Source organism: Kitasatospora sp. cg17-2 (assembly GCF_054031055.1).
The window spans coordinates 3,961,625-3,980,976 of sequence record NZ_CM132923.1; the positions used below are offsets into that span (position 1 = coordinate 3,961,625).

Annotated in this window: 15 protein-coding genes and 1 other RNA gene; 2 read left to right on the plus strand and 14 right to left on the minus strand. The window is 72.7% G+C overall.

The features are described from left to right. Positions 1-226: 226 nt before the first annotated feature. From ACW14Y_RS16405 to ACW14Y_RS16415, 3 genes are all read right to left on the minus strand, one after another. Entirely contained in the window at positions 227-1,837 is a 1,611-nt protein-coding gene (locus tag ACW14Y_RS16405) for a beta-N-acetylhexosaminidase (RefSeq protein WP_456987355.1), read from the minus strand. A gap of 103 nt (positions 1,838-1,940) precedes the next feature. After that, complete coding sequence (locus ACW14Y_RS16410) at positions 1,941-2,222, minus strand: DUF3039 domain-containing protein (protein ID WP_030394272.1); 282 nt, start codon at positions 2,220-2,222, stop codon at positions 1,941-1,943. An 85-nt stretch (positions 2,223-2,307) separates the two neighbouring features. Then, on the minus strand, positions 2,308-2,892 hold the full coding sequence (locus ACW14Y_RS16415; protein WP_030394273.1) for a YqgE/AlgH family protein: 585 nt from the start codon (positions 2,890-2,892) through the stop codon (positions 2,308-2,310). Positions 2,893-3,211: 319 nt separating this feature from the next. Here ACW14Y_RS16415 and murA point away from each other — a divergent pair, with 319 nt between their 5' ends. Then, a complete protein-coding gene (gene murA, locus ACW14Y_RS16420) occupies positions 3,212-4,585 on the plus strand; it encodes a UDP-N-acetylglucosamine 1-carboxyvinyltransferase (RefSeq protein WP_380303853.1) in 1,374 nt (457 codons plus the stop codon). A 96-nt stretch (positions 4,586-4,681) separates the two neighbouring features. Here the strand turns inward: murA and ACW14Y_RS16425 are convergent, their stop codons facing one another. The 8 genes from ACW14Y_RS16425 to ftsE all read right to left on the minus strand — a co-directional run bounded on the left by ACW14Y_RS16425 (position 4,682) and on the right by ftsE (position 13,793). Further along, positions 4,682-4,963 carry an HU family DNA-binding protein gene (locus ACW14Y_RS16425; RefSeq protein WP_045938702.1) on the minus strand — a complete coding sequence of 94 codons (282 nt, stop codon included), beginning with the start codon at positions 4,961-4,963 and terminating at the stop codon, positions 4,682-4,684. A 558-nt stretch (positions 4,964-5,521) separates the two neighbouring features. Then, complete coding sequence (locus tag ACW14Y_RS16430) at positions 5,522-6,994, minus strand: NAD-dependent malic enzyme (protein WP_380303850.1); 1,473 nt, start codon at positions 6,992-6,994, stop codon at positions 5,522-5,524. Between the two features lie 431 nt (positions 6,995-7,425). Next, entirely contained in the window at positions 7,426-9,726 is a 2,301-nt protein-coding gene (locus tag ACW14Y_RS16435; protein ID WP_380303848.1) for a HelD family protein, read from the minus strand. Between the two features lie 128 nt (positions 9,727-9,854). Further along, positions 9,855-10,237, minus strand: a transfer-messenger RNA (tmRNA) gene (ssrA, locus tag ACW14Y_RS16440). An 86-nt stretch (positions 10,238-10,323) separates the two neighbouring features. Continuing rightward, positions 10,324-10,800 carry an SsrA-binding protein SmpB gene (gene smpB / locus ACW14Y_RS16445; protein WP_030394277.1) on the minus strand — a complete coding sequence of 159 codons (477 nt, stop codon included), beginning with the start codon at positions 10,798-10,800 and terminating at the stop codon, positions 10,324-10,326. A 44-nt stretch (positions 10,801-10,844) separates the two neighbouring features. Next, entirely contained in the window at positions 10,845-11,993 is a 1,149-nt protein-coding gene (locus ACW14Y_RS16450) for a S41 family peptidase (protein ID WP_456987359.1), read from the minus strand. Between the two features lie 122 nt (positions 11,994-12,115). Further along, positions 12,116-13,027, minus strand: a complete 912-nt coding sequence (gene ftsX, locus ACW14Y_RS16455; RefSeq protein WP_266311368.1) for a permease-like cell division protein FtsX — start codon at positions 13,025-13,027, stop codon at positions 12,116-12,118. Positions 13,028-13,103: 76 nt separating this feature from the next. Next, on the minus strand, positions 13,104-13,793 hold the full coding sequence (gene ftsE, locus ACW14Y_RS16460; protein WP_030394280.1) for a cell division ATP-binding protein FtsE: 690 nt from the start codon (positions 13,791-13,793) through the stop codon (positions 13,104-13,106). A 350-nt stretch (positions 13,794-14,143) separates the two neighbouring features. Between ftsE and ACW14Y_RS16465 the strand changes: the two genes are divergently transcribed. Then, complete coding sequence (locus ACW14Y_RS16465; RefSeq protein WP_030394281.1) at positions 14,144-14,338, plus strand: hypothetical protein; 195 nt, start codon at positions 14,144-14,146, stop codon at positions 14,336-14,338. A 100-nt stretch (positions 14,339-14,438) separates the two neighbouring features. Here the strand turns inward: ACW14Y_RS16465 and prfB are convergent, their stop codons facing one another. The 3 genes from prfB to ACW14Y_RS16480 form a co-directional block, all read right to left on the minus strand. Continuing rightward, a complete protein-coding gene (gene prfB, locus ACW14Y_RS16470; protein ID WP_380303842.1) occupies positions 14,439-15,554 on the minus strand; it encodes a peptide chain release factor 2 in 1,116 nt (371 codons plus the stop codon). Between the two features lie 103 nt (positions 15,555-15,657). After that, entirely contained in the window at positions 15,658-16,917 is a 1,260-nt protein-coding gene (locus ACW14Y_RS16475) for a serine/threonine-protein kinase (RefSeq protein WP_380303840.1), read from the minus strand. Positions 16,918-17,142: 225 nt separating this feature from the next. Next, a complete protein-coding gene (locus tag ACW14Y_RS16480) occupies positions 17,143-19,107 on the minus strand; it encodes a serine/threonine-protein kinase (RefSeq protein ID WP_456987363.1) in 1,965 nt (654 codons plus the stop codon). Positions 19,108-19,352 lie beyond the last annotated feature (245 nt).

A 19,352-nucleotide genomic window follows, 5' to 3' on the forward strand; every position in this document is an offset into this window, starting at 1 on the left:
GTGTCCGCTCCGGCAGCCCGGCCTGGCCCGTAGGGTACGGGCGATCGGGCCGGGTTGGGCAACTCTGGCACACAATGCTCGATGATCATTTCGGGACAGGCGAACGGTACTGCCCGATTGGGACCGATACCGGGCGGTATCCGCCCCGGTCCGGTTCGGACCGGGGCGGATGTTCATCTGTTCTTGACGTCCGACGACCGCCCGGAAGTTCCCGCGGCCGACAGGTTCAGACCGCCGGCGGGGGTCCGTCGATCGGTCGGCCCACCACTCCCGGCCTGGTCTGCCACGGGTGCGGCCCGTCGGCCGGGCGGTACTCGACACCGAGCGCGTCCAGCACCTCCAGATGGCCGACCATCCGCCGTTCGAAGCCGGCCCAGTCACGGGCGGCCGGGTCCGCGGGCAGCGCGGACCAGGCGACCTCGGCGAAGGCCGCGAGCCGGGGGAAGGCCCGGTAGTCGATGTCCCGGGCGCTGTCCATGAACTCGCTCCACAGGTTCGCCTGGGTGCCGATCACCCGGCGCGCCGCCTCCTCGTCGAGCTGGGCCGGCACCGGCTCGAACCGGTAGACGTCCTCCAGGGTGCGCACGAAGCCGACCGGGATCGGCTCCCGCTCCCCCGCCGCCTGCCGGTGGTCCAGGTAGACGTGCTGCTCGGGGCACATCACCACGTCGTGCCCGGCCCGCGCGGCGGCGATCCCGCCGTTGTAACCGCGCCAGGAGGACACCGCGGCGCCCGGGGCGAGGCCGCCCTCCAGGATCTCGTCCCAGCCGATCAGCCGGCGGCCGCGCTCGGCCAGCCAGCGGTCGAAGTGCCGGATGATGTGGCTCTGCAGCTCGTCCTCGTTGCTCAGGCCCAGCTCGCGGATCCGCGCCTGCGCGGCCGCGCTGGCCTTCCACTGCTCCTTCGGGCACTCGTCGCCGCCGAGGTGGACGAACTCGGACGGGAAGATCTCCAGGACCTCCTCCAGCACCCCCTCGAAGAAGCGCAGGGTGGCCTCGGAGGGGTTGAGCACGTTCTCGGTGACCCCCCAGTCGGTCCACACCCCGAGCGCCCCGGTGTCCACCACGTCGGTGTTGCCCAGCTCGGGGTAGGCGGCCACGGCGGCCTGGGTGTGGCCCGGCAGGTCGATCTCGGGCACCACCGTGACGGCCCGCTCGGCCGCGTAGGCGACGATCTCGCGCAGGTCGTCCTGGGTGTAGAAGCCGCCGTGCGGGCGGTCGTCGCGCCGTTCGGCGGACCGGTAGCCGACCATCGAGCGCTCGCGCCAGGACGCCCGCTCGGTGAGCCCGGGGTAGCGCTTGATCTCCACCCGCCAGCCCTGGTCGTCGGTCAGGTGCAGGTGCAGCACGTTGAGCTTGTGCGCGGACAGCTGGTCGACGAAGCGCAGCACGTCGGACTTGGGCAGGAAGTGCCGGGCGACGTCCAGCAGCACCCCGCGCCAGCCGAACCTCGGCGCGTCCGTGAGGTCGAGGCCGGGCAGCACCCAGCCGGACGGGCGCAGCGGCGCGCGCCGGTAGGCGTCCGGGCCGAGCAGTCGGCGCAGCGTCTGGGCGCCCCAGAGCGCGCCGGCCGGTCCGCCGGCGGTGACCACCGCGTGGCCGGGGCGCACCGACAGCCGGTACGCCTCAGCGGCGAGCGTCGCGTCGAGGAGCAGTTCGACGCCCTCGCCGGGCCGCCCCGGGGCGAGCGGCAGGCCGGTGGCGGCGGTCAGCGAGGAACGCAGCCACCGTTCGGCCCCGGCCAGCTCGGGCGGCGCGGTCAGGGTGGTCGTCCGGTCGAGCGGGAAGTCCTGGTCCGGGAGGCGGACGGAACTCACGGGGGCAGGGATGAGGTCCATTGCGCCATCCTGCCCCGACCCCGACCAGTGGCATAGACCACTCGGGAAACGCAGCACTATGCAAAACGGTGGTGTGCGGATGTGCGGAACGGGGGAACGCGGGCTACTTGCCCTTGTCGCCGTCCCCGTCCTGCGGCTTGCCGATGCCGTCGTAGATCTCCTTGCACATCGGACAGACCGGGTACTTCTTCGGGTCGCGGCCGGGCACCCACACCTTGCCGCAGAGCGCCACCACGGGGGACCCGGAGAGCGCGCTCTCCATGATCTTGTCCTTCTGGACGTAGTGCGCGAAGCGCTCGTGGTCGCCGTCCCCGTGGGACACCTGCGGGACGGGCTCGACCAGGGTGCCGGTGCCGAGGCCGCGCTCGGGCTCAAGAGTGCTCATGAGTGCCAAGTCTATGGGCGCCCCGGAGAAGCGGGCCAGTGTCGCGGCGCCGGCGTGACGGCGCCCCTTCGATTCCGAGCCGGATTCAGTTCAGGGTCGGATCGTCCGGATAGGTCGCCAGCAGCGCCAGCGGCCCGCGCTGGCGCCGCAGCACCGCCCGCCACAGCCGCTCCGGCTCCGGGCTGGAGATGTCCCCCGGCTCGCAGTCCACCAGGTACCAGGCGCCGGTGGAGATCTCCGACTCCAGCTGCCCGGGCGCCCAGCCGGCGTAACCGGCGAAGATCCGCAGCGCCCCGAGCTCCCCGGCCAGCACCTCGGGCGGCGCCTCCAGGTCCACCAGGCCGATCGCGCCGTGCACCCTCCGCCAGCCGAGCGGCTCCCCGGTGCCCGGCTCCCCCGGCGCCACCGCCAGACCGAGCGCCGAGTCCAGCGCCACCGGACCGCCCTGGAACACCACCGCGGGCAGGCCGACCAGCACCCCCCAGCCGTCCAGCACACTGCCGACCTCGACCGGCGTCGGCCGGTTCAGCACGACACCGAGCGCCCCCTCGGCGTCGTGGTCGAGGAGGAGCACCACCGCCCGGGCGAAGTTCGGGTCGGTGAGCACGGGCGTCGCGACGAGCAGACGGCCGGTGTGGGACCGGCCTCCGTGCGAATGGGCCGCCGTCATGCCTCACATGATCCCGCAGAACCCCCGGCGGCGGCACCCGAAACGGCGACCCCTGCGGCCACCCGGCCCTGCCCGGGTCCGCCCGCCACGAACACCCGTACGGACGCACCGGCGCGCGCGCCCGGACCCGGGGAGAGCACCATCACGGGAGAGGCTCACAGGAACCATCGGCACGACCACTACCATCTACTGATGGTGGACGCCCCTCCACGGTGCCGACTCGGTCACACCGGGGGCCCGACGCGCCCGTGAAACGCTCCACCGACTGGCTCGTCGCCGAGCCCGCCCCACTCCTCTGGCACCCCGGATTGCGAGAACGATGACCGACGACGTCCTGCTGGTCCACGGCGGAAACCCGCTCGAAGGCGAGATCCGCGTCCGCGGTGCGAAGAACCTGGTCCCCAAGGCCATGGTCGCGGCCCTGCTCGGCCAGGGCCCCAGCAGACTGCGCAACGTCCCGGACATCCGCGACGTCAAGGTGGTCCGCGGCCTGCTGCAGCTCCACGGCGTGACCGTGCGCACCGGCGACGAGGACGGCGAGCTGATCCTCGACCCCTCGCACGTCGAGAGCGCCAACGTCGCCGACATCGACGCGCACGCCGGCTCCTCGCGCATCCCGATCCTCTTCTGCGGCCCGCTGCTGCACCGCCTCGGCCACGCCTTCATCCCGGGCCTGGGCGGCTGCGACATCGGCGGCCGTCCGGTCGACTTCCACTTCGAGGTGCTGCGCCAGTTCGGCGCCACCATCGAGAAGCACCCGCAGGGCACCTACCTGGTCGCCCAGCAGCGGCTGCGCGGCACCCGGATCGAGCTGCCCTACCCCTCGGTCGGCGCGACCGAGCAGGTGCTGCTGACCGCCGTCCTCGCCGAGGGCGTCACCGAGCTGCGCAACGCGGCCATCGAGCCGGAGATCGTCGACCTGATCTGCGTGCTGCAGAAGATGGGCGCGATCATCACCCTGGGCACCGACCGCACCATTCTCATCACCGGTGTCGACGAGCTGGGCGGCTACAACCACCGGGCGCTGCCGGACCGGCTGGAGGCCGCCTCCTGGGCCTGCGCGGCGCTGGCCACCAAGGGCGACATCTACGTCCGCGGCGCCCGCCAGCTGGAGATGATGACCTTCCTCAACACCTTCCGGAAGGTCGGCGGCGCCTTCGAGGTGGACGACGAGGGCATCCGCTTCTGGCACTCGGGCGGCGAGCTCAAGGCGATCGCCCTGGAGACCGACGTGCACCCCGGCTTCCAGACCGACTGGCAGCAGCCGCTGGTCGTCGCGCTGACCCAGGCCACCGGCCTGTCCATCGTCCACGAGACGGTGTACGAGTCGCGGCTGGGCTTCACCGGCGCGCTGAACCAGATGGGCGCGCACATCCAGCTCTACAGCGAGTGCCTGGGCGCGACCCCGTGCCGCTTCGGCGCCCGGAACTTCCAGCACTCCGCGGTGGTCTCCGGCCCGTCCAAGCTGATCGGCTCCGAGCTGGTCATCCCGGACCTGCGCGGCGGCTTCTCGTACCTGATCGCGGCGCTGGCGGCCGAGGGCACCTCGACCGTGCACGGCATCGACCTGATCAACCGGGGCTACGAGAACTTCATGGACAAGCTGCGCGACCTCGGCGCCCACGTCGAGCTGCCGGGCGAGCTGCCCCCGGTGGCCGCCGGGGAGCCGAGCGCCGAGCTCGTCGACGCCTGACCGGTGCGTCCGGCGGCCCTCCGGGGCCGCCGGACAACGGCGGGAGGCCGGGTCCCCACGAGGGGGACCCGGCCTCCCGGCCGTTCAAGGGGTTGTTCAGACGCCCTTGGCGGCTTCCTTCAGCTTGGAGCCGGCGCTCACCTTGGCGCTGTAGCCCTCGGGGATCTGGATCGGCTCACCGGTCTGCGGGTTGCGGGCCGTGCGGGCCGCGCGGTGGGTGCGCTCGAAGGTCAGGAAACCGGGGATGGTGACCTTCTCGTCGCCCTTGGCGACGACCTCGCCGACGATCTCGGCGAAGGCGGCCAGAACGGCGTCGGCGTCCTTGCGGGTCACCTCGGCGCGCTCGGACAGCGCGGCCACCAGCTCACTGCGGTTCATGTGTACTCCTGTGGTCTGTTCGCTTGCGGTGTGCCGGGGCCCGTCGGAACTCCCACCGGGAGGCACCCGGACGGGCCGCGGGTCCGCACACTGTGCTCATGCAGGCAATGCGTGGTCGCGAGCCGGGTCCGCACCCAGTGCCGCGCGCCGTGCCTTCGAAGGCCCGCCTGCCTGCCCGGATACGAATCCTGCCCCGACCGGCCCCGAGAAAGCCAATCGGGCCCCGGCGGAACGACCCGAACAGCGCCCGCCCGCCGGAGGTGTGACGCTCCGTCGGCTCCGGCGGACCGGGCGCGGGCGGCGGTCGGGACGACGCGCCGGAAGACCAGGGGGACGTTCCGTACTTGTCGGACACGCCTGCCCCGTGCAGGGCTACCGTACGCCCTAGGTCCGACAAGCCCAAACACGCCCCTCGCCCTTGTGTCGCAAGGGTTCGGGGCGGGAATGGGCGGGTACGACCGCTAATCGGTCATTTGATCGATCCACGTCACCGCGCGGGCACCGCCGCGGAAGCCGGATGCCGGGCCCGGCGCAGGGGCCCGTCGACGGATTCCGAGGTCAGAGCCGCACGGCGGGGAAGGACGCGGTGTCGAGCGTGCCGACGATGCCCGGGGTCGGACGCGACGGCGCGGGCGCCTCCGTGGTGGCGGCCAGGGCGGCGTCCCGGACGGCGGCGGCGACGGTCTTGGCCACGTCCTTGTGGAACACGCTGGGGATGATGTAGTTCGGGTTGAGCTCGTCGTCGCCGACGGTGGCGGCCAGCGCCCGGGCGGCGGCGATCATCATCTCGGTGTTGACGGTACGACTCTGCGCGTCCAGCAGGCCGCGGAAGACGCCCGGGAAGACCAGCACGTTGTTGATCTGGTTCGGGAAGTCGCTGCGGCCGGTGGCGACCACCGCGGCGGTCTGCCGGGCCACCGCCGGATCGACCTCCGGGTCCGGGTTGGCCAGCGCGAAGACGATCGCGTCCGCGGCCATGGTGGCCAGGTCCTCGCCGTCCAGCAGGTTCGGGGCCGAGACGCCGATGAAGACGTCGGCGTCCGCCACCGCCTCCTTGAGGCTGCCGGTGCGGCCCGAGCGGTTGGTGTGGTCGGCGATCCAGCGCAGGTTGTCGTTGAGGTCGTCGCGGCCCTGGTGGACCACGCCCCGTACGTCCGCGACGGTGGCGTGCTCGACGCCCGCCGCCATCAGCAGCTTGAGGATCGCGGTGCCGGCGGCGCCGGCGCCCGACATCACCACCCGGATCCGGGAGATCTCCTTGCCGACCACCTTGAGCGCGTTCATCAGCGCCGCCAGCACCACGATCGCGGTGCCGTGCTGGTCGTCGTGGAAGACCGGGATGTCGAGGGCCTCGCGCAGCCGGGCCTCGATCTCGAAGCAGCGCGGCGCGGAGATGTCCTCCAGGTTGATGCCGGCGAAGCCCGGGGCGATCGCCTTGACGATGGCCACGATCTCGTCGGTGTCCTGGGTGTCCAGGCAGATCGGCCAGGCGTCGATGCCGGCGAAGCGCTTGAACAGGGCCGCCTTGCCCTCCATGACCGGCAGCGCGGCGGCCGGACCGATGTTCCCCAGGCCCAGCACCGCTGAGCCGTCGGTGACCACGGCGACGCTGTTGCGCTTGATGGTGAGGCGGCGGGCGTCCTCGGGGTTCTCGGCGATCGCCATGCAGACCCGGGCGACACCCGGGGTGTAGATCATCGAGAGGTCGTCACGGTTGCGGATCGGCAGCTTCGAGGACATCTCGATCTTGCCGCCGAGGTGCATCAGGAAGGTGCGGTCCGAGACCTTGCCGATCGTGACGCCGTCGATCGTCCGGAGCTTCTCGACGATCTCCTCGCCGTGCGCCACCGAGCTGGCCGCCACCGTCACGTCGATCCGGAGCGCCTCCAGGCCGGAGGCCGTGACGTCGAGGCCGGTCACCGAGCCGCCGGAGGACTCCACGGCCGTGGTGATCGCGCTGACGGCGTTGCCCGTGGCCGGGACCTCCAGCCGTACCGTGATCGAGTTGGAGACACTGGGCACCGTCGCCATCGACGTTCCTTCTTCCGTCTGTCCGTCCGCGAGTTCAACAAATTGTTGAAGTCCCTCGCCTGCGCATGCTAGACCTCGATCGTCGCACCTACCAGGGCACAGTCAGAAATAACGTTCATTGAGTGTGCGGACCCGACAACTTCTTGCCTCCGGCGCCCGATGCGTTACATTGGACGGGACACCGGCTCGATCCAAGCCCCCGGGCCCAACCTTCGTCCCTTCGAGGGACCACTTGCCGCGAGGCGAGCATGGCGGGTCGGTGTCGTAGCTTCTGAAGGCCCCTCACCCACCGGGTGAGGGGCCTTCTTCGTGCTCCGTCACGGTGCGCCGCCGCCGTCCCCGCGCAGGGGTCCGGCGGCCCGGTGACGGCCGGTCCGGGCGGGCCGGCCGTCACACTCCGTCAGGTCGGACGCCCGCCCGGACGGCCGCGCTCAGCCGCGCAGCAGCGCGGGGGTCCCGGCCGCGTCGGGCAGGTCGTCCGGCCCGGACAGCACGGTCAGCCGCTGGGTCGCCCGGGTGAGCGCCACGTACAGCACCCGCAGACCCGCCTCCGACTCGCCGGCGATCCCGGTCGGGTCGGCGACCACGGTCGCGTCGTACTCCAGGCCCTTGGCCTCCAGGCTGCCCAGCGTCACCACCCGCTCGCCCAGCCCCTCGGCCCAGCGGCCCGCCTCGGCCCGCCGGTCCATCGGCACCACCAGGGCCACCGTGCCGTCCACCTCGCCCAGCAGCAGCTCCAGCTCGGCCCGGGCGGCGGCACCGAAGACCTCCGGCGAGGGGTCGGTGACGGCCGCGAACCTCGGCTCGACGCCCACGTGCCGCACCGCGCTCGGCGACGGGGTGCCCGGCGCGGCCAGCGCCAGCACCTTGGCCGCCACCTCGGCGATCTCGGCCGGGTTCCGGTAGTTCACGGTCAGCGTGTAGCGGCGGCGCGGCTTGCCGGACAGCACCTCGTCCAGCGCGGCCTGGGCCTCCTGCGGGAACGGCCAGGAGGACTGCGCCGGGTCGCCGACGATGGTCCAGGTGGCCATCCGGGCCCGGCGGCCGATCATCCGCCACTGCATCGGGGTGAGGTCCTGGGACTCGTCCACGATCACGTGGGCGTACTCGGTGCGCTCGACCGGCGTCCGCTCCCGCTGCCGGGCGTTGCGGTCGGCGAAGGTGGTCACCTCGTCCAGGCCGGTCAGCAGGTCGGCCGCGTCGACCTCGCGGTACTTCGGCCTGGCCGGCTCGCCGAGCAGCAGCTGCAGCTCGTCCACCAGCGCCACGTCGTGCGCCGACAGCTCGCCGTCGCCGTGCTCGGACAGGTGCCGCCAGGAGGCGGCCAGCACCTTCGACTCCTCCGGCGTGACCGTGCCGCGGGCGATCCGGTTGGTGTGCCGGGACTGCTTCAGGGTGCCGAGCACCCGGCGCGGGGTGACCGCGGGCCACCAGGCGTCCAGGAAGGCCAGGAACGGCGCCTCGTCCGAGACGTACTCGTCGAAGGACTCCTTCTCCTCCTGGCGCCGCTCGCGGGCGTAGTGGTCGGCCGGCCTGGGCAGGTCGCGGACGGCCTCCTGCCAGAGCGCGTCCAGCAGCAGCCGGCGGGCGCGCGGGCGGAGCAGGTTGAGCGGGGTGCCGCCGGAGCCGACGACATTGCCGCGCACGGTCCTGAGACGGCCCGCGTCCAGCCGCAGCACCTCGCCGCGGGCGACCACCTTGAGCTCCTGCGGGGCGCGCAGCTCCAGGGCCGCCCGGGCCGCCCGGCGCAGCAGCTGGACCATCCGGGCCGAGCCCTTGATCCGGGCCGCCCGCGGGGTGTCGTAGGTCCCGGCCTCGATGCCGTCGACCAGCGAGCCGACCGCGCGGATGGCGACCTGGCCCTCCTCGCCGAGCGAGGGCAGCACGCCCTCGGTGTAGGAGACCAGCAGCGGGGTCGGCGAGACCACCAGGATGCCCCCGGCGTACCGGCGGCGGTCCTGGTAGAGCAGGAAGGCGGCACGGTGCAGCGCGACAGCGGTCTTGCCGGTGCCGGGGCCGCCGGTGACCAGGGTGGCCCCGGCCGCGGGGGCGCGGATGACCTCGTCCTGCTCCTTCTGGATGGAGGAGACGATGTCGCGCATCGTGTGGCTGCGGGCGCGTCCGAGCGAGGCCATCAGCGCGCCGTCGCCGACCACCGGCAGTTCCTCGCCGTCCAGGGTGGGGGTGAGGTCGGGGCGGAGCAGGTCGTCCTCCACCCCGATCACCTTGCGGCCCTTGGAGCGGATCACCCGGCGCCGGAGGACCCGGCCGGGCTCCAGCGGGGTGGACCGGTAGAACGGCGCGGCGGCCGGTGCCCGCCAGTCGATCACCAGCGGACCGAACTCGGCGTCCAGCACGCCGAGCCGGCCGATGTGCAGGGTCTCGGCGACGACCGGGTCAGCGGGGTCGAGCGGGGTGTTCGAGGGGATCCCGTGCTCCTCCGGGGCATCGGCCTGCTGGAGGTCGACCCGGCCGAACAGGAAGTCCTCGAACTCGTTGTTGAGCCGCTGGAGGTGCGCGCCGGCCCGGTACACCTGGGCATCGCGCTCGGCGAGCGCGCCCGGAGTACCGACGTGCACCCGCTTGGCGGCGTCCTCGAGGATGTACTCGGCCTCGGCGAGCTTCTCCTCCAGACGGTGGTAGACGGTGTCGAGGTGGCGTTGCTCACCGGCGATCTCGCGCGCGCGCAGGGTCTCGTGGTCGGTGGCAGTGGTGTCCGTGTTGCTCTGCATGGCCTCGGTGGTTGCGGCGGATTCCCGCTCCGGGAAACGAGCGGACGAACGATCCTACGCCCAGGCCGGGGGAAACGTGAAGGCCGCCCTCCGCAACGCGGTGGACGGCCTTCACTGTCAACATGGGGTGGTGGAGATGCCGGGAATCGAACCCGGGTCCAGTGGTGCTAATTCAGGGCTTCTCCGAGCGCAGTCCGCTGTGTTTTTCTCGGCCCTGGCGGTCACACGGACAAGCCGCCAACAGGCCCAGCTGCTGTTTGATTTCCCATCCGCCCTCGCAGCCCGGGCGGACGGTTGAGTTCCCTAGATTATGCCAGGGTCCGGGTCGGGAACTCCCCGGTCTGACACCCAAGCGCTATCGGTGCTTAATTAGGCAGCGAGAGCGAACTGCTGGGAATCGCGCTTAGAGTTGGCGATTATTTTTTTGCGACACGTGGTTAACGAGATCATTGCCGCGTTCCTCGGCTCGCTTCCCCTGTTTCAACATCCCCTGTCGAAACCGATCATCCCCATGTTTTTTTGAGAAACAGCTCGGACGGTGACCGTCCTTGTTGCTGGCGCCATCCTACGCGAGGCGACCAGCGGGGGTCCAGCCGATTAACGCTGGCGTCGCCGGGCGGCCGCCACGGCGCGTGCCGTCTCGCGGGTGTCCTGCTTCTCGCGCAGGGTCTGCCGCTTGTCGTAGAGCTTCTTGCCGACCGCGAGGGCCAGTTCGAGCTTCACCCGGCCGTCCTTGAAGTACAGCGAGAGCGGGACGAGGGTGTGGCCGGCGTCGCGGACCTTCGTCTCGATCTTCTGGATCTCCATCCGGTGCAGCAGCAGCTTGCGCTTGCGCCGGGCCGCGTGGTTGGTCCACGTCCCCTGGGTGTACTCGGGGATGAAGACGTTGTCGATCCAGGCCTCGTGGTTCTGGATGTAGGCGTAGCCGTCTACCAGGTTCGCCCGCCCTTCGCGCAGTGACTTCACCTCGGTCCCGGTGAGCACGAGGCCGCACTCGTAGGTGTCGAGGATGGTGTACTCGTGTCGCGCCTTCTTGTTCTGCGCGATCAGCTTGTGTCCGGTTTCCTTTGCCATAGCGCCGTCATTCTCGCACCTCCGGCCGTCCGCCAGCAGCCCCTTTACGTGCGGTTGCCGAGACCGGCGAGCACCCGCAGGGCGAGCGCGTCGGCGTCCTCCGCGGCGCCCGCCGGGACGTCCGGGGCCAGCCCGGTGCCCTCCGGGGAGCGGCCGGCCGGGGTGTAGTAGCGGCCGACGGTGAGTTCCAGCACGGCGCCGTCGGCGAGTCGGCTGGGCTGCTGCACGGTGCCCTTGCCGAAGGTCCTGCTGCCGGCCACCACGGCCCGGCCGCGGTCCTGGAGGGCGCCGGTGAGCAGTTCGGCGGCGCTCATGGTGCCGCCGTCCACCAGCACCACCAGCGGGGTGCGCTGGTCGCCGCCGGGCGGGGCGGTGAGCTCGCGGGTGCCGCCGCGGTCCTGGTAGGAGCCGACCGGGCCGCCGTCCAGGAAGACCCCGGCGGTGCCGACGGCCTCCTCGACCAGCCCGCCGGAGTTGCCGCGCAGATCGAGCACCACCCCGGCGCGCGCGCCGCGCACGGCGGCGCGCACCTGCTCGGCCACGCCGGAGGTGAAGGCCCGGACGGCGATCCGCACCACGCCGCCGGCCAGGTGCTCGACGGTCACCTGCTGGCTGTCCAGCAGCGCCCGGCGCAGCCGGACCTCGCGGACGTCGCCCTCGCCCCGCCGCAGCTCCAGCACCACCTCGGAACCGGCCTGCCGTTCGGCGCCCTCGCGTCCGCGCAGCCGGGCGACCACCTCGGTGACCGGCAGCCGGTCGGCCTCGTCCTCGCCGATCCGCAGCAGCCGGTCGCCGACCGCGATCCCGGCGGCGGCCGCCGGACCGGCGGGCAGCACCTGGGAGACGGTGGTGACGCCGTCCTCGCCCCGGCCGACCGACAGGCCCACGCCCAGGTAGCGGCCGTCCAGGCCCTGGCTGAACTCGGCGTACTCCTGGGCGCTGTAGTACGCGCCCCAACGGTCCCCGGTGGCGCCGATCAGATGCTCGGCCTGCTGCTCGGAGAGGTCCGCGCCGGCCGGGTCCTGCCCGGCCCCGACGGGTGCGGCGACGGCCTGGGCGGTGTCCACCGACGGCGGTCGCGCCGCCGCGCCGGGCTCGCCCCAGGCGCCGGTGGCGGCCCCGGCCAGCAGGACCGCGCCGAACACCAGGCCGAGGGTGGCCGCCTGACGGGTCGCACGGGGAGAGACGGGCATGGCACCGGAGTCTAGGCGCAGCATCCGAGCGTGCGGGCCGCAACGGACGGCGACGGAACGCGGGCGGCCCCGGACGGCGCAGTGCCGTCCGGGGCCGCCCGGTCGTCCGGAGCGTTGTCCGGTCAGACCTTCAGGTACTTGCGGAGGGTGAAGAAGGCCGCGATGCCGGCCATGCCCATACCCACCACGACCAGCAGCGGTATCACCGCGAGCACCGAGGAGAGGCCGATGAAGTGGATGAACTGCACCCGCTCGGCCAGCCAGTTCTGGACGAAGAAGTGCCCGCCGAGCAGCAGGCCGGAGGCCATCACCGCGCCGAGCAGCGCGGAGAACGCGGCCTCCGCGATGAACGGCATCTGCACGTAGAAGTTGGAGGCGCCGACCAGGCGCATGATGCCGGTCTCGCGCCGCCTGCTGAACGCCGACACCCGGACGGTGTTGACGATCAGCAGCAGGGCGACGAAGAGCATCAGCACCATGATCACGAAGGCCGCCGTCTGGAGGCCGTTCAGCAGACCGAAGAGGTTCTCCAGGATCTTCCGCTGGTCCTCGACCGACTTCACGCCGGGCTTGCCGGCGAAGGCGCTCTGGATGACGTCGTACTTGGTCGGGTCCTTCAGCTTGACCCGCCAGGACTGCGGGATGGCGTCCGGGCCGAGGACGGAGATGAGCGGGTTGTCCGGGTTCATCTCCTTCCAGTGCTTGTACGCGTCGGTGGAGTTCTCGAAGGTCGAGGTCTGGACCACCGAGTCCATCTTGTCCAGCTGGGTCTTGATGTCGGCGATCTGCTGGTCGGTGGCCGCGCCCTTGTCGCACTGGGGCGAGTTCCGGGCGTCGGCCTTGGTGCAGAAGTAGATGCTCACCTCGACCTTGTCGTACCAGTACCCCTTCATGGAGTTGACCTGGTCGCGGACCAGGAGGGAGGCACCGGCGAGGGCGAGGGAGAGCGCGACACTGACGACGACCGCGATGGTCATCGTCAGGTTGCGGCGGAGACCCACACCGATCTCCGACAGGACGAACTGGGCGCGCATGCGTTCAACAACTCCAGGGTCGGTACTGCTGGTCGGAGGAGGCGGGCGGACGGCCCACGGGTTCAGCGCCGAACGGTCAGTGCTGGTACCCGTAGACGCCGCGGGCCTGGTCGCGGACCAGCAGCCCCTTGTCGAGCTCGATGACGCGCTTGCGCATCTGGTCGACGATGGCCTGGTCGTGGGTGGCCATCAGCACCGTGGTGCCGGTGCGGTTGATGCGGTCGAGCAGCTTCATGATGCCGACCGAGTTCTGCGGGTCGAGGTTGCCGGTGGGCTCGTCCGCGATCAGCAGCATCGGGCGGTTGACGAACGCCCGGGCGATCGCGACGCGCTGCTGCTCACCACCGGACAGCTCGCCGGGCATCCGGTCCTCCTTGCCGCCGAGGCCGACCAGGTCGAGCACCTCGGGCACCACCTTGCCGATGGCGCTCTTCGGCTTCCCGATGACCTCCAGGGCGAAGGCGACGTTCTGCGCGACCGTCTTGTTCGGCAGCAGCCGGAAGTCCTGGAAGACGGTGCCCAGCTGGCGGCGCATGTGCGGCACCTTCCAGTTGGACAGCTTGCCCAGGTCCTTGCCCAGGACGTGCACCTCGCCGGTGCTGGGCCGCTCCTCGCGCAGGCACAGCCGCAGGAAGGTGGACTTGCCCGAGCCGGACGAGCCGACCAGGAAGACGAACTCACCCTTCTCGATCTCCAGCGAGACGTTGTCCAGGGCGGGACGGTTCTGCTTGGGATAGGTCTTGGAGACGTTGTCGAATCTGATCACGGCTGCATCACGGAGGCCATCCTAGGCGGCGCCAATCCTCGGTCGGTCCGCCCCTCGGCATGCCCGGCCCGGGGCGGGCGAGGGGAACGGAACGGCCGCTCCCGGCTTGGGACCATACGCGAAGGCCCGCCCGGCCCGCAGGTTCGGGGAGTGACAGCGGCAGAAAACTGGGGGAGAATGCCCGGTTATGCCCTGAAAATTGGGAGCCATCTCACAGCCCGGGGGCCGGAACGGCCGGAACCTGGCAGAGTGGAGGTTGCGGTCGGGCCCGACCGCTCCGCCGCACAGGGCACAACGAGGAACCAAGGCCCGCTCCGGTGCGTTGGCAGTAGCAGCGAGGAGGAGATCGCATGACCTGCGACCATCTGGTGTGCGCCAACTGCAACGGCCGCGTCAGCGACGGCCGCTGCCCCGCCTGCCGGGCCACCCGGGCCAGGCTGCAGGAGCAGCAGGGTCCGTTCGCCGCGCTCTCCCCCGCGATGCTGCTGGCCGTCCTGGCCGGGCTGCTCGCGGTGGTGCTGCTCGCGCGGCAGGCACTGGCCTGAGGAAGGCACCGGCGGTACACGTACCCGCGGTGCACGGACGTACGGGAAGGCCCCGACCGGAGATCCGGTCGGGGCCTTCCCGTACGTCCACCGCTGTCGGCTACTGCTGCGCGGCGGTCTCGCGCTGCTTGCGCCAGCGGATCCCGGCCTCGATGAAGCCGTCGATGTCGCCGTCCAGCACGGCCTGCGGGTTGCCGGCCTCGAACGCGGTCCGGACGTCCTTGACCATCTGGTACGGGTGCAGCACGTAGGAGCGCATCTGGTTGCCCCAGGAGCTGCCGCTGTCCTTGAGCGCGTCCATCGCGGCGCGCTCCTCCTGGCGGCGCCGCTCCAGCAGCTTGGCCTGGAGGACGTTCATCGCGGACGCCTTGTTCTGGATCTGCGAGCGCTCGTTCTGGCAGGAGACCACCACACCGGTCGGGATGTGCGTGATGCGCACCGCCGAGTCGGTGGTGTTGACGCCCTGGCCGCCGGGGCCGGAGGCGCGGTAGACGTCGATGCGCAGCTCCGACTCGTCGATGTCGACGTGGTCGGACTGCTCGACGACCGGGAGCACCTCGACGCCGGCGAACGAGGTCTGGCGGCGGCCCTGGTTGTCGAAGGGCGAGATGCGGACCAGGCGGTGGGTGCCCTGCTCGACCGAGAGGGTGCCGTAGGCGTAGGGCGCCTTCACGGTGAAGGTCGCGGACTTGATGCCGGCCTCCTCCGCGTACGAGGTGTCGTAGACCTCGGTCGGGTACCCGTGCCGCTCGGCCCAGCGCAGGTACATGCGCATCAGCTGCTCGGCGAAGTCGGCGGCGTCCACGCCACCGGCCTCGGCGCGGATGTTGATCAGCGCCTCGCGGGCGTCGTACTCGCCCGACAGGAGGGTGCGGACCTCCAGCTCCTCGACCGACTTGGCGAGGGCCGTCAGCTCGACCTCGGCCTCGGCGCGGGTGTCCGCGTCGTTCTCGGCCTCGGCCAGCTCGAACAGGACGCCCAGGTCGTCCAAGCGGCCGCGGAGGCCCTCGACCCGGCGCAGTTCGCCCTGGAGGAAGGAGAGCCGGCTGGTCACCTTCTGCGCGTTCGCGACGTCGTCCCACAGGCTGGGGGCCGCTGCCTCCTCCTCCAGGACCGCGATGTCGGCCCGGATCTTGTCCAGGTCGAGGACGGCCTCGATCGACCCCAGGGTCGTATCGAGGTTCTTGAGCTCTTCGGAAGGATCGACGGCTGCCACGCCCCCAGGGTAATGGTTCCCGGGGTGCACATGACGACCCCGGGGGCCTCCGAGGCCCGGAGCGCGCCCCCGGGACGGCCGCCCCGCACGCGGACGGCCCCGGTCAGGGAGCCCGCGGAGCCGTCGCGGAGGTGGCCGGGCGCGGGCCGGGACCGGCGTCCGGGGCGGTCGCGGCGAAGGCGGTCCAGGCCGCCGCGGCCCCGGCCAGCAGCAGGATCGTGGCCAGCAGCACGGCCAGCATCCGGCGGCGGCGCAGCAGCGCCTGGCGGTCGCGGCGGTGGGCCGTGCCCGGGGCGGTCCGCTGGGCCCGCGACTCGGCCGCGTAGGAGGCCAGCTCGTGCGCGGAGGGGCGGCGCAGGCTGGTGTGGGTGTCCCGGGTGGAGTCGGGGGCGGCGCCCGGCACCAGCGGGACGGCCGGGCCGCGGCGGCGCTTGTGGGTGCCGGGGGCGGCGTCCACCTCGGCGTAGACCGCCTCGCCCGGGGTCAGCTGTTCCTCGGCCGGCACCCGGCCCTGCTGCGGGACGGCCAGCACCGGCAGTCCGGCCAGGGCGGGCAGCTGCTCGCGCAGCCGGGCCGCCAGCTCGGCGGCGCGCAGCCGCGAGGCCGGGGCCTTGGCCAGGCACTCGGCGATGATCCGCCACAGGCCGTCGGGCAGACCGGGGATCGGCGGCACCTGCTCGGTGACGTGCCGGCGCAGCACCGCCCCGGTGTGGCCGCCGCCGAACGGGGTGAAGCCGGCCAGCAGTTCGTAGAGCACGGTGGCGAGGGCGTAGATGTCGACGGCGGCGCGCGGCTCCAGGCCCTCGATGATCTCGGGGGCGAGGTAGTCGGGGGTGCCGATGATCCTGGTCGCCCGGGTGCGGCGGGGGGCGTCGACCAGCCGGGCCACCCCGAAGTCGGTCAGCTTGGCCCGCGGGGCGCCGCCGGGCCCGGGGGCGGCGGAGAGGTCGAGCAGGACGTTCTCCGGCTTGACGTCGCGGTGCACGATTCCGGCCGCGTGGGCGGCGGCCAGGCCGTCGGCGACGTCCGCGATGATCGAGGCGGCGGCCTGCGGGGGCACCGCGCCGTCGCGCTCCAGCCGGGAGCGGAGGTCGGTGCCCTGGACGAGTTCCATCACCAGGGCGAGGTCGCTGCCGTCCACCACCATGTCGCGCACGCCGACCACCCGGGGGTGGTCGAGGCTGGTCAGCGCGGCGCGTTCCTGGACGAAGCGCCCGACCAGCACCTGGTCGGCGGCCAGGTCCTCGCGGAGCAGCTTGACCGCGACCGGACCGTCCGGGCCCTCGCCGAGCCAGACCGTCCCGGCCGAGCCCCGGCCGATCACCTGGTGGACGGTGTAGCGGCTGCCGATCTTGCGTGCCAATGCTGCTCCGTGGGCGGCGGGAGCGCCCCGGGCTGGTCCGGTGCACTCGATGGGGCGGGACAACAGCGACCAACCTACGCGCCCGGACACCCTCCGCGGGCCGCCCGGGGCCGCTCGGCGGGCGGGAAACGGCAAGAATTCCCGGGGATTGTCGACAAAGCGTCAATTCCGCCGACCGGAGCCGGTGCCGGGCCCCGGCACCGCCCCGCCGTCACCGCGGCACCGTCATTTCTTCGAGTCGAAGACGTTGGTCACCCAGTCCTTCGCGCTGGTGAACCAGTCCTGGACGTCGGCCCAGTACTCGGGGAGCGGGGTGAAGTTCCACAGCGCCACCGCGGCCACCGCCAGCACCAGCAGCACCATCAGGCAGCCCTTGAGGCAGCCCAGGCCCGGGATGTACATCCGGTTGCGGCTGCGCGGGCGCGGCTCGCGGCGCGGCGTCTCGCGGGGCGCCTCGCGCGGCGGCTCGGCCCGGCGCTGCGGGGGCTCGCGGTGCTGCGGCGCGGGCGGCTCGGCCCGGCGCTGCGGAGCGGCAGGAGCCGCGGCCGCCCGGCGCGGGGCCGACTGCGCGGGCGCGGGGGCCGGCGGGGGCTGCTGCCCGTACGGCTGGCCCTGGCCCTGCTGCGACGGCTGGTTGTAGCCGGCGGGCGGCTGCGGGCGTCCACCGCCGGGCGGCTGCCCGCCCGGCCCGGTCCGGTACGGCGGCGGGGCGACCGGCGGGCGCTGGGCGTAGCCGGGCGGGGCCTGGTGCCCGCCCTGCTGCGGGTAGCCCTGCGGCGGCTGGCCCTGCTGGTAGCCCTGCGGCGGCCGGTACCCCGGCTGCTGGGGGTGGCCCGGCTGCTGCTGGTAGCCCTGGTGGCCCTGCTGCTGGTGGCCCTGTCCGGCCTGGTAGGGCGGCGGGGCGACCGGCGGGGCCTCGAAGTCCTCGGGCTCGAAGTAGCCGATCTCGGTCTGCTGGTTGCGGTCCCGGGCGGCCCGCAGCTGGGACTGCCACGGGTGCGGCGCGTCGGCCTGCGGCGGCCCGGGCGGGGGCGGCGGCACCGCGGCGGGCGGCATCACCCGGGTGGCGGCCGCGGGGTCGTACGGGGGCGGCTGGGTGCCCATCACCCGGGTGGCCGCCGCCGGGTCGTACCCCTGGCCGGGCTGGCCGGGGGCGGCCTGGCCGGCCGGGAGCACCTGGGTGCGGTCCTCGGCGGCGAACGGCAGACCGGCCACGCCCGGACCGCCCAGCGGGCCCTGGCCCGCGGCGTCCGGGCTGCTCGGCACGACGGTCGGCTGCGGATCGGGCACGAGCAGCGCGCCCACGGCCAGCGCCTCGTCCACCGCCGCCGGGGAGGCGTGCACGCCCACCCCGGCCGCGACCACCCGCAGCGCCCGGGAGAGCGAGACCGCGCCGGGCCGCTGCGCCGGGTCCTTGCGCAGGCAGCGCTCGATCACCGTCCAGAGCGGCTCGGGCATGGTGGACGGCCGCTGCGGCTCCTGGGCGAGGTGCGCCTGGAGGATCGCCAGCGGGTTGTCGCCCTGGAACGGCTGGCGTCCGGTGACCAGCTCGTACAGCATGATCCCGGCGCCGTAGACGTCCACCGCGGAGGTCTGCGGACGGCCCTCGGCGGACTCCGGCGCGACATAGGCGGGGGTGCCGACGAACTCGTGGCTGCGGGTGATGCCCGGGGAGTCGGCGAGCCGGGCGATGCCGAAGTCGGTCAGCATCGGGTGCATCTGCTCGGTGCCCTCGACCACGGCGGTGGCGAGCAGCACGTTGGCCGGCTTGAGGTCGCGGTGGACGATGCCGTCGGCGTGGCTGGCGGCCAGCGCGTCGGCGACCTGGGCCATCAGCAGGGCGCCCGCGATCGGGCTGAACGGACCGTTCTGGCGCAGGTAGCGGGACAGGTCGGGGCCGTCGACGAGGTCCATCACCAGGGCCAGCAGCTCGCCCTCGACGACCAGGTCGCGGACCTTGACGATGTTCGGGTGGGTGAGCCGCAGCAGCAGCGAGCGCTCCCGCAGGAACCGCATCACGACATCGGGGTCGGCGGCGAGCTCCTCGCGCAGGATCTTGATCGCCACCAACTGCCCGGGCGCGGTACCGGGGACTTCGACGTCGGCGCGGACCCGGCCGCGCCAGACGGTGCCGGTGGCCCCCCGTCCGAGGGTCTCCTCCAGCAGATACTTGCTCCCGACTGGCCGCACCTGTCGCACTCCTCGCCGTGCCGCCCGCGCGGGCGGCTCCTCCGCCGGTGCGGTGAGCCTGCCGGGCCCGTGTTTCCGGCCACTCTAACGGGGCTCGTTCACGTTTTTGGGGCGACCGGCAGGGCGTTCGCCCGGGTTGGGGGACATCCCCTACGGGAAGACCCGCAGGGCCCGCCGGCGGTTCCACCGGGGCCGCCGGGCCTGCCTTTCCGGGCACCGGTTGACCTGACTCTCCGTCGCCCGCA

What these genes read in the sequence shown, in the direction of transcription:
- ACW14Y_RS16405 (WP_456987355.1), bottom strand. Translation starts at nt 1,837, where the DNA reads ATGGACCTCATCCCTGCCCCCGTGAGTTCCGTCCGCCTCCCGGACCAG.
- ACW14Y_RS16410 (WP_030394272.1), bottom strand. Translation starts at nt 2,222, where the DNA reads ATGAGCACTCTTGAGCCCGAGCGCGGCCTCGGCACCGGCACCCTGGTC.
- ACW14Y_RS16415 (WP_030394273.1), bottom strand. Translation starts at nt 2,892, where the DNA reads ATGACGGCGGCCCATTCGCACGGAGGCCGGTCCCACACCGGCCGTCTG.
- murA (WP_380303853.1), top strand. Translation starts at nt 3,212, where the DNA reads ATGACCGACGACGTCCTGCTGGTCCACGGCGGAAACCCGCTCGAAGGC.
- ACW14Y_RS16425 (WP_045938702.1), bottom strand. Translation starts at nt 4,963, where the DNA reads ATGAACCGCAGTGAGCTGGTGGCCGCGCTGTCCGAGCGCGCCGAGGTG.
- ACW14Y_RS16430 (WP_380303850.1), bottom strand. Translation starts at nt 6,994, where the DNA reads ATGGCGACGGTGCCCAGTGTCTCCAACTCGATCACGGTACGGCTGGAG.
- ACW14Y_RS16435 (WP_380303848.1), bottom strand. Translation starts at nt 9,726, where the DNA reads ATGCAGAGCAACACGGACACCACTGCCACCGACCACGAGACCCTGCGC.
- smpB (WP_030394277.1), bottom strand. Translation starts at nt 10,800, where the DNA reads ATGGCAAAGGAAACCGGACACAAGCTGATCGCGCAGAACAAGAAGGCG.
- ACW14Y_RS16450 (WP_456987359.1), bottom strand. Translation starts at nt 11,993, where the DNA reads ATGCCCGTCTCTCCCCGTGCGACCCGTCAGGCGGCCACCCTCGGCCTG.
- ftsX (WP_266311368.1), bottom strand. Translation starts at nt 13,027, where the DNA reads ATGCGCGCCCAGTTCGTCCTGTCGGAGATCGGTGTGGGTCTCCGCCGC.
- ACW14Y_RS16465 (WP_030394281.1), top strand. Translation starts at nt 14,144, where the DNA reads ATGACCTGCGACCATCTGGTGTGCGCCAACTGCAACGGCCGCGTCAGC.